This window comes from Pseudarthrobacter naphthalenicus (assembly GCF_029076445.1).
In the GTDB taxonomy this organism is placed as follows: domain Bacteria; phylum Actinomycetota; class Actinomycetes; order Actinomycetales; family Micrococcaceae; genus Arthrobacter; species Arthrobacter naphthalenicus.
In genome coordinates this window covers 1-16,425 of record NZ_JARESG010000021.1, presented here as the reverse complement: position 1 = coordinate 16,425, position 16,425 = coordinate 1, and the positions used below count along the sequence as shown (strand labels likewise).

The following is a 16,425-nucleotide window of genomic DNA, read 5'->3' as shown; positions in this document are numbered from 1 at the left end:
AGGGCCTCAGACCAGCACCAGGTCATCAACGTGAACAACTTCACGGTCATAGCCGCGCCCCAGGGCCTTGCCCAGTTCCTTCGTGGACCGGCCCAGCATTTGGGGTAACTCTGCCGCGGAGTAGTTGACCAGGCCGCGGGCGATGACCGTGCCGTCCATGCTGACCATTTCAATGGCGTCCCCGGCTTCAAAGTCGCCTTCGACGGCGGAGATGCCGGCCGGGAGCAGGGAGGTGCGGCGGTGGCGCACTGCCTTGACGGCGCCGTCGTCGAGAATAAGCCGTCCCCGGACCGAGGCAAGGTGTGCCAGCCACAGCAGGCGTACGGGCTTGCGGGCACCGTTCACCGTGAACCAGGTGCCAACATCCTCACCGGCCAGCGCTGCCGCGGCATTGGTGGTGGAGGTGACCAGTGCGTGGATGCCGGAGCCGGCAGCTATGGTGGCGGCCTCGACTTTGGTGGTCATACCCCCGGTGCCCACCCCGGCTTTGCCTGCCTTGCCGATGGTGACGCCGTCGAGGTCCTGCGGGCCTTCCACCAGGGGAATCCTCTTTGCCCCGTGGGCGGGCGGCCCGTCATACAGGGAGTCGACGTCGGAAAGCAGCACCAGCGCGTCGGCCCGAACCAGGTGCGCCACCAGGGCAGCGAGCCGGTCATTGTCGCCAAAACGGATCTCATGCGTTGCCACGGTGTCGTTTTCGTTGACGACCGGCACCACACCCAGGTTGACGAGGCGGTCCAGCGCGCGGAAAGCGTTGGTGTGCTGGCTCCGCCGCATCAGGTCATCGGCCGTGAGCAGCACCTGGCTGACGGTCACGCCGTGGGCACCGAAGGCCTGCGTGTAACGGGCCATCAGCAGGCCTTGGCCCACGCTGGCCGCAGCCTGCTGCGTGGCCAGGTCACGCGGCCGCTTGGCGAGGCCAAGCGGCGCGAGTCCGGCAGCGATGGCGCCCGAGGAGACCAGGATGATCTCCGTACCGGCGTTGCGCTTGGCCGCCAAGGCATCCGCCAGGGCGGTCAGCGCCTCCTCCGAGATGCCGCCTTTGATGCTGGTCAGCGACGACGAACCCACTTTGACAACGATCCTGCGGGCGCCGGCGAGCAGGCTGCGGTCGGCGGTCCGCTGTCGCGGTGCCGCCGTGGCAGAACTACTGGTCATCTTCTGCGCCCAGTCCACTCTCCTTGAGCGGCTTGGCGACGCGGCGGCTGCTGACCGATTCGGTCCAGATTCCAGCCTTGCGCTCGGCTTCGAGCTCGGCACGCGCGGCGGCCTTGGCATCCTTGCGTTCCTGCTGCTCCTCGCGCTTCTGGCCGCGGGTGGGGCGGTCGCCGATATCGGCGAACCGGACATCGGTGCCGCGGGGTGCAGCGAGGAGTTCCGCGCCGGCCATCATGGTGGGCTCCCAGTCGAAGACGACGCCGTCGTCCTCGCCGATCACCACAGTGTCACCCGGTTTGGCGCCCTGCTTGAACAGTTCGTTTTCCACGCCCAGCTTGGCGAGGCGGTCGGCGAGGTAGCCGATGGCTTCCTCGTTGGTGAAGTCGGTCTGCTTGACCCAGCGCACGGGTTTGTCACCGAGGACGCGGAACAGCGGCTCCAGGTTCTTCTCTTCGCGGCGGATCTTGAAGCCTGCTTCGTTGACGGCGCGGGGCCTCAGGACCGGCGGCTGGACCTTCGGCGGTGCGGCTGCGAGGGTGTCGCGGGCGGCCTGCACAATTTCGGCCATGGCGAAGCCGAGCTGGCGGAGGCCTTCGTGGCTCGTCGCTGAAATTTCGAAGACCCGGTAGCCGCGTGACTCCAGCTCGGGACGCACGAATTCAGCCATGTCCTTGCCGTCCGGCAGGTCCACCTTGTTCAGGGCCACCAGGCGGGGGCGGTGGTTCAGCGGAACCACGTCGCCGTCCGTGCCGGCGTAGCTCATGTCAACCGCGTACTTTTCCAGTTCGGCTTCGATGATGGCCAGGTCCGAAAGCGGGTCCCGGTCCGCTTCCAGCGTGCCGCAGTCCAGCACGTGCACCAGGGCGGCGCAGCGCTCCACGTGGCGCAGGAAGTGGTGGCCGAGGCCCTTGCCCTCACTGGCGCCTTCTATGAGTCCGGGGACATCGGCGATGGTGAAGCGGACATCGCCCGCCTGGACAACGCCCAGGTTGGGGATCAGCGTGGTGAAGGGGTAGTCGGCGATCTTGGGCCGGGCCGCAGACATGGCGGCGATCAGGCTGGACTTGCCCGCGGAGGGGAACCCCACCAGCGCGATGTCCGCGATGGACTTCAGCTCCAGGACGATGTCGCTGGACTCCCCTTCGATGCCCAGGAGCGCGAAGCCCGGGGCACGGCGCTTCTGCGACGACAGTGAAGCGTTGCCGAGGCCGCCCTGGCCGCCGGCGGCCGCAACGTATTCGGCGCCTTCGCCCACGAGGTCAGCCAGGACGGTGCCGTCCTTGGACTTGACCACGGTGCCGTCGGGCACGGGCAGGATAAGCGTCTCGCCGCTCTTGCCGCCGCGCCAGTCCCCCATCCCGGGTCCGCCGTTGGTGGCGTGGCGGTGGGGGGCGTGGTGGTAGTCCAGCAGGGTGGTGGTCTGGTGGTCAACGCGCAGGATGACGTCGCCGCCGTCGCCGCCGTTGCCGCCGTCGGGACCGCCCAGGGGCTTGAACTTCTCGCGGTGGACGGAGACACAGCCGTGGCCGCCGGTACCGCCGGATACGTGCAGTACTACCCGGTCTACAAAGCTCGCCACGTGGATCTCCTCAGTGCTGTTTCCTGGACGCCCGCAGGCGCCAAGATGATTGTAATGCGGTTAAAAGAACAGTGGAGCGGACCAAATGGCCCGCTCCACCGCTTCAGAACTATTTGTTACTCTGCAGCTGCAGCGGTAACGATGTTGACAACGCGGCGACCGCGGCGGGTGCCGAATTCGACAGCTCCCGGGGTCAGTGCGAACAGGGTGTCGTCTCCGCCGCGGCCAACGCCGGCGCCCGGGTGGAAGTGGGTGCCACGCTGGCGGACGATGATCTCGCCTGCGGAAACTACCTGGCCGCCGAAGCGCTTGACGCCGAGGTACTGGGCGTTGGAGTCACGACCGTTGCGAGTGGAGCTCGCGCCTTTTTTATGTGCCATTTGAAATGCCTGCCTCTAAATTCTGGGGAATCTGCTGAAAACCTGAACAGTAACGAAGGTTACTTGATACCAGTGATCTTGACCTTGGTCAGTTCCTGACGGTGACCCTGGCGCTTCTTGTAACCGGTCTTGTTCTTGAACTTCTGGATGACGATCTTCGGACCACGGAGGTCGTTGAGGATCTCAGCCGTAACAGTTACCTTGGCCAGGTCCGCAGCTGCGGAGGTGACCTTGTCACCGTCCACCAGGAGCAGGGCGGGCAGCTCAATGGTGCTGCCAGCTCCACCGGCGACGCGGTTGAGGGTAACGAAGTCTCCAACGGAGACCTTCTCTTGCCGGCCGCCTGCGCGGACAATCGCGTACACCACTTGGGAACTCACTTCTCTCGACGTTTATAACTAAATTTGCGTGCGGGCCCGGAACCAAAACTGGCTGGGATTCCCGCTGTGCCTCAACGCCGTGGGATCATAACCCAAGTGTTGGCGTAAGCACCGAAGATCTAGAATACGCTAATTTCGCCTTCGGCTGCAAATGAGGCTGGTTACGGCCGGTCGTCTGTGATAGGTCCCACTAGTGAACCGTCCGGACAATCCGAAACCGTGCCTGACTATCATACCGGCTGCAGACACCGCAGCCGTTCAGGCGTGCAGGCGCGGCGCGTCGAAGAAATCCAGCTCGAATCGGCAGGAGTGCCTGAACGCCTGAAGCATTGCGGCCTGTTCGTCCGCGGACGCCTTGCTGCCGGGCTCGCCGGCCATCGCGATCGCTTCGCGGGTTGCCTGAGCGAAGTCCTCGTCGGCATAGGTCCGCAACCATTCGGCATAGGGGTGGGCTTCGGGTGCGCCCGCTGCCAGGAACTGCGCATGCAGGGTCTGGCCCACTTCCGCGTAGAGCCAGAAGCACGGCAGGACTGCCGCCACCAGCACGGCGTAGCTGCCGGAGGCGGAGGCCGCAAGCAGGTGATCCACGTACGACTTGGTGACCGGGCCCAGGATGCGCTCCACGGTGCGGGTGCTGAGCCAGGTGCGATGCAGCTCGGATTCGACCTCGAGGCACTGTTGGGCGGACCTGGCCCAGAACAGCTGGGCGGCCTCCGTAGGCGCCAGCGCGCTGGCCCGGGCCAGGGCACGGGAATAGCCGTTGAGATAGATGGCATCCTGGGCGAGGTAGTAGGCGAACTGGTCCTCTACGAGAGTGCCGGCCGCCAGCCCGCGGATGAATTCGAGCCGGTAGATGGCGTCCAGGTCGGGGGCCGCCGCCCGGCGAAGGGTCGCAGCGAAATCTTCGCCGGTGAGTTCCGCGGCTGCGGATTGGGCTGCGGGATCCCCGGCTGCGGATTCAGCCGGAACCGGCGCACCGCCAACAGGTTTCCCGCCGGCCTCAGGCTGGTGGAAATGGTGGAAATGGTTAATTGGGCCGCTCCCGCTTCCCACCTCCAGCAGCCCGGACGCCTGAAGTGCACCCGCGAGCCAGGGCTTTACCTCCCGCAGTGACGCCTCCCAGTCCCCCAGCCTGGCCTGCGCCGTGGCCATGGCCGAGGACAGCGAGCAGCCGGTGCCATGGCTGTTGCGGGTGGGAATCCGGTCTCCGGCCACTTCCACCACCGGGCGTGACAGCAGCCCCCCGGCGTTGACGAGGGCATCCGGGCACGCACCGCCGTCGAGATGGCCCCCCTTGACCAGGATGGTGGCGCCGGTGGCAGCGGCCAGGCGCTTGCCCTGTTCCAGCGCGGTGGCCCAGCTGTGGGCGCGCGGCGCGGCCACAAGGATCGCCAGTTCGGCGAGGTTGGGCGTGATCAGGTCCGCCAGCGGCAGCAGGGTCCGCAGGGCAGCCTCCGCGGATTCTTCCAGCAGCCGGTCCCCGCTGGTGGCCACCATGACCGGATCCAGAACAACGACGGCGGGACGCACCTTTTCGAGCCAGCTGCGGACGGTGTCAATCACCTCCGCGTTGCCCAGCATGCCGATCTTGACGGCGTCGATGGTGATGTCATCACTGATCGCGTCAAGCTGCTGGCGCAGGAAGCCGGCCGGCGGCACGTGGACATCCCGGACCCCCCGGGTGTTCTGCGCGGTCAGGGCGGTGATGGCTGCCATGCCGTAACCGCCCAGGGCGGCGATGCTCTTGAGGTCGGCCTGGATGCCTGCCCCGCCGGACGGATCCGATCCTGCGATGGACAGCACCCGCGGAGTATGTCGCACCCCCGCCGCCGCCGCCGTCGAGGATCCGGGTGCAGGGCGCCGGGCAGAACCCTGCGCAGCAGATTGCGTTTCCTGGCTGCTGGAAGATTCTGAGGACGCGGGAGGAAGGACATAGGTCGAAGCCAAAGGAGACATCCCTTCGCCGGTACTAACCGGACAGGTTCAACGGGTGTGGATCTCAGCCGGCCCTTTGCGCGGCACCCCGTGTCAGTAACCCACCCTAGCGTTTACCCGCGTTTGCCGCCTCACATGAAGCCGAAACGGCGGAAGCCCGCACCGCCCCGGAAAAGGGCTGTGCGGGCTTCCGTGGAGGTGTCCAAGCCAACGGGTCAGAGTTCCGAAGCGGGTACTCCTACGCCGAGGATAATCGGCGCGTTGGTTTCTTTCGGCGCAGCCGCCGCACGGGCTTCGGTGCGCTCCGGCGCCTTGGCAGCATGCGTATGACCGGCACTGGCGACCTGAACGGCTTCGTGATGCTCCACCGTGGTGGCGTTGGCTGCGCCCTGGGCTCGGCTCGCGCTCCGGTTCCGCCGCGGACGGCGGGCCCGGGGCTGCTCGGTGTGGTCGGAATAGTCCTTCTCCGCCACGGCGGGAGCCTGGGCAGGTGCCTGGGCCTGGGCGGGAGCCTGGGCGGGTGCCTGGCCCTGGGCCTGCGAAGGCGCCGGACGGGCAGGCTCGGCGGGGGCAGCCGGGGCCGGTTCGCCAAGCTTGGCGAACGCCTCCGCCAGGCGGTCCAGGGTCAGCGCCGGAGCCTGGGGCTGTTCCTCGTGATGCTCCACGAACGGCAGCACCACCTGCTCGCCGCCGAACGTGAGGACCGCGGCAGGGCGGCCGGTGCTGTCCGTTTCGGACGGATGTGCCGGCGTCGAAGCAGGGGTTGCCGTGCCGGGGGTGCTGCCGGCAGCGCCTTGGGCTACTTCCTCGTCGTGCAGGTGGGCGGCGTGTGCAGCGGCTGCGATGTTGGCCAGGGCCACCCTTGTCGCTTCAGCCTTGGCATGGCGTTCGGCATCTGTCGGATCAGGGTGGACCGTGTGGATCTGCACGGGAGCTGCCGGCGCTACGTCCAGCGGCTGGCCGCCGCGGCCGCGGCGGCGCTTCCGGTCGGTCCGGGCGCCCTGCTGGGCTTCCGGGCGGGCGTCGTTGCGCTGATTGTCCGGCCGCTGTGTGTCCGGCCGGGTGTCCGCCCGCTGCACGTGGTGCTCGGCGGCGACGGTGTTGGCGCGGCGGTGCTCCACAGGATCGTCGTGGGTGACAATTCCGCGGCCGGCGCAGGCCTCGCACTGTTCCCCGAAGACTTCCAGCAGGCCGGTGCCCATGCGCTTGCGCGTCATCTGCACCAGACCCAGCGAAGTCACCTCAGCCACCTGATGCTTGGTGCGGTCACGGCCCAGGCATTCCACCATGCGGCGGAGCACGAGGTCGCGGTTGGACTCAAGGACCATGTCGATGAAGTCGATGACAATGATGCCGCCGATGTCCCGGAGCCGGAGCTGCCGGACCACTTCTTCGGCCGCTTCGAGGTTGTTCTTGGTGACGGTTTCCTCGAGGTTGCCGCCGCTGCCGGTGAACTTTCCGGTGTTGACGTCCACCACGGTCATGGCTTCGGTCCGGTCGATGACCAGCGAGCCGCCGGAGGGCAGGAAGACCTTGCGTTCGAGTGCTTTGTGGATCTGCTCGTCGATCCGCCAGGCCGAGAAGATGTCCTGGTCCTTGGTCCACTTTTCCAGCCGGCCCACCAGGTCCGGGGCCACGTAGGTTACGTAGGCCTCGATGGTGTCCCAGGCCTCTTCACCGGAGACGATCAGCTTCGAGAAGTCCTCGTTGAAGACGTCACGGACCACCTTGATGGTGAGGTCCGGTTCGCCGTACAGCAGTTCGGGGGCGAGGATCTTGGTGGAGGTGGACTGGCTTTCAATGCCCTCCCACTGTGCACGCAGCCGGTTGATGTCATGCGTGAGTTCCTCTTCAGAGGCACCCTCCGCGGCGGTGCGGACGATCACACCGGCGTGCTCAGGCAAACGGTCCTTGAGGATGCGCTTGAGGCGGTTGCGTTCGACGTCGGGCAGTTTGCGGGAGATGCCCGTCATCGAGCCCCCCGGGACGTAGACCAGGTAACGGCCCGGGAGGGAGATCTGGCTGGTCAGCCGGGCACCCTTGTGTCCCACGGGGTCCTTGGTCACCTGGACCAGGACGGTGTCCCCTGACTTGAGCGCATTTTCGATCCGGCGCTGCTTGCCTTCGAGGTTAACCGCGTCCCAGTTCACTTCACCGGCGTACAGCACGGCGTTGCGGCCGCGACCGATGTCAACGAATGCCGCTTCCATGGAGGGCAGGACGTTCTGCACCTTGCCGAGGTAGACGTTGCCGATCAGGGAGTCCTGCTGGGTCTTGGAGACAAAGTGCTCCGCCAGGACGCCGTCCTCGAGGACACCGATCTGGATTCTGTCGTCGCGCTGGCGGACGATCATCTGACGGTCCACGGATTCGCGGCGGGCCAGGAACTCGGCCTCGGTGATCACGGTCCTGCGGCGGCCGGTGTCGCGGGATTCGCGGCGGCGCTGCTTCTTGGCTTCGAGCCGGGTGGAGCCCTTCACACTGGTCACGCGGTTGTTGACCGGCGCTTCGGTAACTGCCCGCGGAGCCCGTACCCGGGTCACCGTGTTGGGCGGATCGTCGTCTCCGCCCCCGGTCAGCTCCAGGTCCTGGTCGCCACGGCGGCGGCGGCGGCGACGGCGGGAGGTCACCCCTTCGTCGTTCTGGACGGCGTTTTCCTCGTCGTCGTCACCGGCACCGTCCTCGGCGCCTTCGGAACCGTCGGTGTCGGCCCCGGCGTCGGTATCACCGGCGCGGCTGCGGCCTCGGCGGCCGCGGCTGCGGCGACGCCGGCGGCCGTTGGCGTCATCGCCTTCGCCCTCTTCGGCGTCGTCCTCTTCCGCCTCTTCCACCGCTGCCGGAACAGGGCGGACGACGGCGGTCAGGTCCGGTGCCTGGAACAGGACCGATGTGGCTGAGCCCGGTTCCAGGAACAGCGAACCAAACGGGCTGGCCGGCTCTTCGGCCGGAGCAGCAACCTGGTCAGGGGTATCTGTTGCGGGGGTTGCAGCAGGTGCGGTCACAGCAGCCGCGGTTTCCGCGGCAGGGGTTACAGCGGCCGGGGTTACAGCGGCCGGGGTTACAGCGGCAGGTGCGGCAGCAGGCGTTGTGGCGGGGGCAGCGGCGCCAGGCGCGTCCTGCGCTTCGGCGGCGGGGGTGCCAGCGGCTGCCGGTTCTGCCGGCACGGCAGCGGCTTCCGGTGCTGAAACGTTCGGCGCGGAGGTCTTTCGGGTGGCTACCCGACGGCGGCGGACCGGCTTCGTGTCGGCGTCCGCCGGCTCGGAAGCCGCGGGGCCGGCCGTGGCAGGCGCCGCTTCCCCTTCCGCGGCGGAGGTTTCAGTGTTCTCCACGGCGAAGGCCGGCAGCGGTTCCGCGGCTTCGGGCTTCTTGCGGGCGCGGGTCCGGCGGACGGGGGCCTTGGTGTCCGCGGCAGCCTCAACGACGGCAACTGACTCCAGGACCGCGGCAGTCCCAGCGTCGGTATCGGTCAGGGACGGCTCAGCGGCGGATGTTGCGACCGCCGCCTTCGGGGCCGCTTTGCGGCGGGTTCGGGGAGCCTTCGGCGGCACCTCGGGAGTTTCAGGAGCCCCTGTTTCAGCATTAACGGCTGGTACGTGTTCATTTTCCATATGTAGCTACACTCCTGCCCCTGATGTGCCGCCACATCCGGCACCCAATGGGGCACCTATTGTCAAAACCCGCAGGCGTTGACAGAAGTCAAGTGGATACTCCCAGGTTCGCACCGGCAATGGGGTGCGGCAGCCCGTGGGAGCCGTCGGCTGTGTCCTGAAACCCGTTGTTCTACACGCCACAACCAGGTGCCGACCAATGGAATTGCGGGAGGCCGGATCAGAGAATCCAAAGCCTGCCCTGCTCATCATTGGCGGTCTTGAAACAAGCCACCGGACCGGAGTCCGAATGTGGGTCGGCCTCCAGCCATGTTCATTCTCTCACACCCCGGCCCCGGGACTGCGGAAGCGCGGTCAACGAATCCGCTCCGGAGAGCCGGGCTGCCAGGGCGGCTGAGGTGCGGTGCTGGCCGAGCCGCCCTATTTGCTGAGGGGTGTGTTCAGCCGCCGGCGTTACAATCGGGCTAGGAGCACCCGAAACAAAGGACGCCAGACACCATGCCCAGTATGTCCCCGCACGGTACCGACACCACGCCTGCTTCCCGCACGGTCGGGGCCTCCCCCGCTGGAACACCTTCCAGCGAGGTGGCGGAGAGGACGGCACCCGGCCTGCCGCGCATGACCCGCAACCGGCCTTTCGGCTGGCTGATGGTGATCACGGGCATCATCGGCTGGCTTGCCTCGGGAACCCTGGTCCTGGAAAAGCTCGAAGTCCTCAAGGATCCCAACCACGTCACAGTGTGCGACGTGAATCCTTGGATTTCCTGCGGCCAGGTGATGCAGACCTGGCAGAGCGCGGTGTTCGGGTTCCCCAACATGTTCATCGGCATTGTGGCTTTCGCCGTCATCATCACCGCGGGCATGGCCCTGCTGTCCGGCGCCACGTTTGCCCGCTGGTACTGGGTGGGGCTTCAGGCCGGCGTCACCCTGGGTTTCGCGTTTGTGGTGTGGCTGTGGTCCCAGGCGCTGTACTCGATCCACATCCTGTGCCCGTTCTGCATGATCGTCTGGGCGGCCATGATCCCGCTGTTCGTCTGGGTCACCATCAGGAATATTAGCCACGGCGTGATCCCCATGCCCTCAGGCGCGGCCAAGGTCCTGGGCGATTCGGGCTGGATCATCACGGCGCTGCTCTATGTCGCCGTCATCGCCACCATCTTCTTCGCCTTTATTCAAGTGTTCGCGGGCACGTCCGGCTTCTAGCACACACAGAGAAAAGCCCCCGTTTCCGAAGAAACGGGGGCTTTTCTGTGTGCGCGGGGCGGGGTCACTTGGTGCCCGATGGACAGCCCGGAGCGGGCTTTAAGAGACCCCGCGTTCCCTAGCCCTGAAACCAGATCTTGATTTCGCGTTCGGCCGAGTCCACGGAGTCGGAGCCGTGAACCAGGTTCTGCTGGACCTTCAGGCCCCAGTCGCGGCCGAAGTCGCCACGGATGGTCCCGGGGGCAGCCGTGGTGGGGTCGGTGGTTCCGGCGAGGGACCGGAAGCCTTCAATGACGCGGTGGCCTTCGAAGATCGCGGCCACTACCGGGCCGCTCAGCATGAATTCCACAAGGGGCTCGTAGAACGGCTTGCCCACGTGCTCTTCGTAGTGCTGCTCCAGGAGTTCGCGGCTGGCGTCAACTTTTTTCAGCTCGGCGAGGGTGTACCCCTTGGCCTCAATGCGGCTCAGGATAGCGCCGCTGAGGTTGCGGGCCACGCCGTCGGGCTTGATCAAAACGAGGGTGCGCTCAATGCTCACAGTTGCTCCAATGCGTTTGGGGGGTTTCGGGACAAGTCTACGAGGCCGGCGGGGTGTCCCCGTGCGCGGCGTTCCATTCAGCCTGCTCGCGTTCGCGCTGCGCGGACTCCGAGTCGATCCTGATCCCGGTGCGGATCCCGTACCACCAAGCCAGGCCGAACAGTGCGCCCACCAGGAACATCATCGGCTCCACGATTCCGGTGAGGATCAGCACGATCTGAAGGATCCAGCCCAGTGCCACTCCCCACGGCTTGGAGAGCACCGCACAGGCGAATACCATGACCAGGCTGAGCGCAATGCCGGTCCCCAGAATCAGGGCCGGCGGGAATTCACCGCGCCTGAGTCCGAAGACGGCAAGGGTGGCAAAAAAGACCACAAAAGCTTCGAGCAGCAGGACCGTGGAGGCGAACATCACCTTGGTGGAACGCCGCTTTTTGGGCATCCCCGGACGCCATTCACGTTGTGCCTTGGTCAGCTTTGCCACGGCTAGGCCTCCGTCTTTCCAAGCAGGATCCGGGCCTCGGCCACCAGGGTGATCGAACCGGTCACCAGGACGCCGCCGGACAGGTCATCGTTGGCTTCAGCACGTTCCACAGCCCACTCCAGGGCGTCGTCGAGCTTCTCCGCAATGTGGATGTTGTCCTCGCCAAACCCCAGTTCCACGGCCAGTTCCGCCAGCTCCGCCGCCGGGACAGCGCGCGGGGAGTTGGACTGCGTGAAGCAGTATTCCTCCGCCAGGCCGCCCAGGGATTCCTTGAGCTGGCGCAGGATCTCCTCGGCGTCCTTCTCCTTCAGCACCCCTACCACCGGGACAAGCCGGGTGAAGGTGAAGGCTTCCTGGATTGCTTCGGCGGAGACTTTGATGCCGTCCGGGTTGTGGGCTGCATCCACAATGATGGTGGGTGCGGTCCGGACAACCTCCAGCCGGCCCGGCGAGGTGACGGACGCGAAGGCTTCCTGCAGCACTTCTGGGTCCAATTCCTTCTCGCCGCCGAAGAAGGCTTCGAGCGCTGCCACGGCCACCGCGGCGTTCTGGGCCTGATGCGCGCCGTGCAGCGGCAACAACAGGTCCGGGTACCGGCCGGCGATGCCCTGGATGCTGACTACCTGCCCGCCCACGGCAACGGTCCGTGACTCGACGCCGAATTCGACGCCTTCGAAGCGGAACGGCACCCCTACGTCCTTGGCCTTTTCAAGCAGCACCTGGGCAGCGTCAACAGGCTGTGCGGCGCTGACGAGGTAGCCGCCGGGTTTGATGATGCCGGCCTTTTCGTAGGCGATGTCTTCGGTGGTGTCGCCCAGCAGGTCCGTGTGGTCCAGCGAGATGGGCGTGATCACCGAGACCTGTCCGTCGCCCACGTTGGTGGCGTCGGTGATGCCGCCGAGGCCCACCTCGATGACGGCAACGTTAACCGGCTGGTCAGCGAAGATGGCGAAGCCCAGAATGGTCAGGCACTCAAAATAGGTCAGCCGGGGCTCCCCTTCGGCCTCCAGCTCGGAATCGACAATCTGCAGGTAGGGCCGGATCTCATCCCAGATGCGGACGAATGTTTCGTCGCTGACGGGGTGGCCGTCGATGCTGATGCGCTCGGTGACCTTGGACAGGTGCGGGCTGGTGTAGCGGCCGGTGCTCAGGCCGTGGGCACGCAGCCCGGCTTCGATCATCCGGGCCGTGGAGGTCTTGCCATTGGTACCGGTGACGTGGATGATCGGGTACGCCTTGTTGGGCTCGCCCAGAACGTCCATGGCCCGGAACAGGGGCGCCAGCCGCGGCTCCATCTTGTTTTCGGGCGCACGCCCCAGCAGCTCGGCGTAGACGCTTTCTACGGAAAATTCGTCAGTCATGGCTCAGGCCTCTGCTTTTTCGACGGTGATGCGGGGGTCGCCGGACTCGGCCGGAACAGTGTCCAGCTCAAGGGTCAGGGTTTCGGTCTTGACCAGCTCGGTGTTGGCCACCAGCGCATCCAGGACAGCCTGGCTGGCCGTCACGGTGGTCCGGATCCGGTCGCTGACATTCAGCCCGGCGTCCTTGCGTGCCTGCTGGATGGCCCGCACCAGATCGCGGGCGGTTCCTTCGGCTTCGAGCTCCGGGGTGAGCTCAGTGTTGAGCACCACGAATCCGCCGCCGGGCAGCACCGCTACTGACGCCGATCCGCCGTCGGCCTCTGCCACCACAGTCTCCAGGGTGTACTCCTGCGGTTCCAGCTCCAGACCACCGGCGGTGACCACGCCCTCGTCGGAAACGGACCAGTCGCCGGACTTGGAGCCCTTGATGGCCTGCTGGACGTTTTTGCCCAGGCGCGGTCCGGCGGCCCGGGCGTTGACCACGAGCTTCTGCTCGATGCCGAATTCCTCCGGGGAGGCGCTCTCTGCGTCCAGCAGCCGGACGGAACGGATGTTCAGTTCATCGGCGACGACGGCGGCGAAACCTTCCAGCGCATCCGCGCCGGGTGCCACGACAGTCAGTTCCTGCAGCGGCAGGCGGACGCGGAGGTTCGCGGCCTTGCGGAGCGAGGACCCGGTGGAGCAGATCTGCTGCACGCGGTCCATCGCTTCCACCAGCGCGGCGTTGGCCGGGAAGAGGTCAGCGTCCGGCCAGTCGGCCAGGTGCACTGAGCGGCCCCCGGTCAGGCCGCGCCAGATCTCCTCGGAGACCAGCGGCAGCAGCGAGGCGGCCACGCGGGACACCGTCTCCAGCGCGGTGTACAGGGCGTCGAACGCGTCGGCACTTTCATCGAAGAAGCGCTGGCGGCTGCGGCGCACGTACCAGTTGGTGAGCATGTCCAGGTAGCTGCGCAGTTCGTCGCAGGCGCCGGAGATGTCGTAGCTGTCCAGTTGCGCGGTCATGTTGCGGACCAGGTCCCCGGTGTTGGCCAGCAGGTACTGGTCCAGGGTGTCGGCGTAGCCGTCGTAGCGAAGCTTTGCCTCGTACCCGGCCGCTTGTCCTGCAGCAGCGTTCGCGGCGTTGGTGTACAGCGTAAAGAAGCTGTAGACATTCCACAGCGGCAGAATGACCTGGCGGACGCCGTCGCGGATTCCCTGTTCGGTGACCACCAGGTTTCCGCCGCGCAGGATGGGGCTGGACATCAGGAACCAGCGCATGGCATCTGACCCGTCGCGGTCCAGGACTTCGGAGACGTCGGGGTAGTTGCGCAGGCTCTTGGACATCTTCTGCCCGTCAGAGCCCAGCACGATGCCGTGGCTGATGACGTTCCGGAAGGCCGGCCGGTCGAAGAGCGCGGTGGAGAGGATGTGCAGCATGTAGAACCAGCCGCGGGTCTGACCGATGTACTCCACAATGAAGTCGGCCGGGTTGTGCGTGTCGAACCAGGCTTCGTTTTCGAACGGGTAATGGACCTGGCCGTACGGCATGGAGCCGGAGTCAAACCAGACGTCCAGGACGTCCTCCACGCGGCGCATCACGGACTGGCCCTCTTCGGGGGTCCGGGGATCGTCCGGGTTCGGCCGGGTCAGTTCGTCGATGAAGGGGCGGTGCAGGTCCACCTGGCCGGCCTTGTTCAGCGGCAGCCGGCCGAAGTCGGCCTCGATCTCGGCGAGGGAGCCGTAGACGTCGGTGCGCGGGAATTCGGGGTCGCTGGACTGCCACACCGGGATGGGGCTGCCCCAGTAGCGGTTGCGGCTGATGGACCAGTCGCGGGCGTTGGCCAGCCACTTGCCGAACTGGCCGTCCTTGACGTTCCCCGGGATCCAGTTGATCTCCTGGTTCAGCTCGGACATCCGGTCCTTGAACTTGGTCACTTCCACGTACCAGGAGGACACTGCGCGGTAGATCAGCGGGTTGCGGCAGCGCCAGCAATGCGGGTAGCTGTGCTCGTAGCTGGCCTGGCGGACCAGGCGTCCCTGGCCGCGGAGCACCTGGGTGATGGGCTTGTTGGCGTCGAACACCTGCAGGCCCACGATGTCGTGAAGGTCGCCGTGGCTGAAGAGCGGCAGGAACTTGGCACCTTCGTCCACGGACAGGACCACCGGGATGCCTGCTTCTTCGCAGACCTTCTGGTCGTCCTCGCCGTAGGCGGGGGCCTGGTGCACGATGCCGGTGCCGTCGGTGGTGGTGACGTAATCCGCCACCAGGAAGCGCCAGGCGTTCTGGGTGCCGTACTTTTCGGTGTCGCTGAAATCGTGCCACAGCGGCTGGTACTGCAGGCCCTCAAGTTCCGCGCCCGTGTGGGTTGACACGACGGCGGCCTCGGCGGAGGCGAAGTCCTCGTAGCCCAGGTCCTTGGCATACGTCGAGAGCAGGTCGGCGGCCAGCAGGAAGCTGCCGGTGACCGGCGCGTCCGGCGCGGCAGCCTTCACGCCACCGGGACCGGCAGGGAGGACGGCGTAAGTGATGGAAGGGCCGACGGCGAGCGCAAGGTTCGTGGGCAGCGTCCAGGGGGTGGTGGTCCAGGCAAGCGCCTGAACGCCGGCCAGCTGCCGGGACAGCTCCGACTCCCCCGCCGTGATGGGGAAGGTGACGGTAACGGTCTGGTCCTGGCGGTTCTTGTAGACGTCGTCATCCATGCGCAGTTCATGGTTGGACAGCGGCGTCTCGTCCTTCCAGCAGTACGGCAGCACTCGGTAGCCGTTGTAGGTCAGGCCCTTTTCGTGCAGCTGCTTGAAGGCCCAGAGAACGGACTCCATGTACTCGACATTGAGCGTCTTGTAGTCGTTGTCGAAGTCCACCCAGCGGGCCTGGCGGGTGACGTAGCTCTTCCACTCGTCGGCGTACTTCATGACCGAGGCTCGGCAGGCATCGTTGAACTTGTCGATGCCCATGGCCTCGATCTGGGTCTTGTCCGTCATGCCCAGCTGCTTCATGGCTTCGAGTTCGGCGGGCAGCCCGTGGGTGTCCCAGCCGAAGCGGCGCTCAACCCGGCGGCCGCGCTGGGTCTGGTAGCGGCCCACCAGGTCCTTGGCGTAACCGGTCAGCAGGTGGCCATAGTGCGGGAGGCCATTGGCGAAGGGAGGTCCGTCGTAGAAGACGAACTCGTTGCTGCCCGGCTGGCCGCCGGGCGCATCGACGCTGCGCTGGTCGATGCTGGCCTGGAAGGTGCCGTCCTGCTCCCAGTACTTCAGGATGCGCTCTTCGATCTCCGGGAACTTAACGGAGGCAGAGACGCCGGCGCCGCTCGAAGCGGTGGCCGAAGGGGAAGATGAGGCTTTGGGATAATACGTCATTCTCGACATCCTGGGTTGAACTGGTGAACCGTCCGGACACTGCCGGCCGGTTCTTTTCAGGATGCGAGGACGGCTCCTGTGTTGTCCTGGGACTGTTGTCCCGGGACGACACACTGACCGCGGTACCACCTCACTTACCGGCGCTGCACCTGCTCCGCGAAGAGCCGGGGCCGCACCGGCCGCTCATTACAGCTGTAACGGGCATACCCGTCCGGTTCTAATGACACCGCTGCCGGTTTCCAGGCGGTCGGTGCGTTCTTCCGGAAGCTCACCGGTGATAGCCGGGTCATAGCCACCATAGAGTCTACTATCGCCGGGCCGTTCACCGCCATTCCCCGCGTTGACTCATAGAAAACCTCCGCGTAGCCGGATACGTTGCCTCAATTGAAAACCTCCGCGTAGCGGCGTGGTTTCCGGCGGTGGCAGCGGATGCGGGTTATGCCCGTTTTCATGGAGCTCACTA

The 16,425-nt window shown here is 66.2% G+C and carries 11 protein-coding genes and 1 riboswitch; of the genes, 1 reads left to right on the top strand and 10 read right to left on the bottom strand.

What is annotated here, in order from left to right:
• Positions 1–6: 6 nt before the first annotated feature.
• The 6 genes from proB to PY310_RS17335 all read right to left on the bottom strand — a co-directional run bounded on the left by proB (position 7) and on the right by PY310_RS17335 (position 9,040).
• Entirely contained in the window at positions 7–1,158 is a 1,152-nt protein-coding gene (proB, locus tag PY310_RS17360; protein WP_275215715.1) for a glutamate 5-kinase, read from the bottom strand.
• Positions 1,148–2,737 (bottom strand): GTPase ObgE, encoded by a 1,590-nt coding sequence (obgE, locus tag PY310_RS17355; RefSeq protein WP_275215714.1) that lies wholly within the window; start codon positions 2,735–2,737, stop codon positions 1,148–1,150. Before obgE ends, proB begins: the two co-directional genes overlap by 11 nt.
• Before the next feature lie 116 nt (positions 2,738–2,853).
• Positions 2,854–3,117 (bottom strand): 50S ribosomal protein L27, encoded by a 264-nt coding sequence (rpmA, locus tag PY310_RS17350; RefSeq protein ID WP_120949928.1) that lies wholly within the window; start codon positions 3,115–3,117, stop codon positions 2,854–2,856.
• Positions 3,118–3,176: 59 nt separating this feature from the next.
• The gene (gene rplU, locus PY310_RS17345; protein ID WP_255769572.1) at positions 3,177–3,485 is read right to left on the bottom strand and encodes a 50S ribosomal protein L21; all 309 of its coding nucleotides are present in this window, start codon (positions 3,483–3,485) and stop codon (positions 3,177–3,179) included.
• Between the two features lie 270 nt (positions 3,486–3,755).
• The gene (locus tag PY310_RS17340) at positions 3,756–5,453 is read right to left on the bottom strand and encodes a bifunctional hydroxymethylpyrimidine kinase/phosphomethylpyrimidine kinase (RefSeq protein WP_275215713.1); all 1,698 of its coding nucleotides are present in this window, start codon (positions 5,451–5,453) and stop codon (positions 3,756–3,758) included.
• A riboswitch (TPP riboswitch) is annotated at positions 5,436–5,533 on the bottom strand. It overlaps the preceding gene by 18 nt.
• Positions 5,534–5,647: 114 nt before the next feature.
• Entirely contained in the window at positions 5,648–9,040 is a 3,393-nt protein-coding gene (locus PY310_RS17335) for an Rne/Rng family ribonuclease (protein ID WP_275215712.1), read from the bottom strand.
• A 498-nt stretch (positions 9,041–9,538) separates the two neighbouring features.
• Between PY310_RS17335 and PY310_RS17330 the strand changes: the two genes are divergently transcribed.
• Entirely contained in the window at positions 9,539–10,243 is a 705-nt protein-coding gene (locus PY310_RS17330; protein WP_275215711.1) for a vitamin K epoxide reductase family protein, read from the top strand.
• A gap of 118 nt (positions 10,244–10,361) precedes the next feature.
• Here the strand turns inward: PY310_RS17330 and ndk are convergent, their stop codons facing one another.
• From ndk to ileS, 4 genes are read right to left on the bottom strand one after another with little or no spacing between them, the layout of a single operon-like run.
• On the bottom strand, positions 10,362–10,781 hold the full coding sequence (gene ndk / locus PY310_RS17325; protein WP_275215710.1) for a nucleoside-diphosphate kinase: 420 nt from the start codon (positions 10,779–10,781) through the stop codon (positions 10,362–10,364).
• Positions 10,782–10,818: 37 nt separating this feature from the next.
• Positions 10,819–11,265 carry a DUF4233 domain-containing protein gene (locus tag PY310_RS17320; RefSeq protein ID WP_275215709.1) on the bottom strand — a complete coding sequence of 149 codons (447 nt, stop codon included), beginning with the start codon at positions 11,263–11,265 and terminating at the stop codon, positions 10,819–10,821.
• 2 nt (positions 11,266–11,267) lie between these two features.
• A complete protein-coding gene (locus PY310_RS17315) occupies positions 11,268–12,626 on the bottom strand; it encodes a bifunctional folylpolyglutamate synthase/dihydrofolate synthase (RefSeq protein ID WP_275215708.1) in 1,359 nt (452 codons plus the stop codon).
• A gap of 3 nt (positions 12,627–12,629) precedes the next feature.
• Entirely contained in the window at positions 12,630–15,962 is a 3,333-nt protein-coding gene (gene ileS / locus PY310_RS17310) for an isoleucine--tRNA ligase (protein WP_275215707.1), read from the bottom strand.
• Between the last annotated feature and the right edge of the window lie 463 nt (positions 15,963–16,425).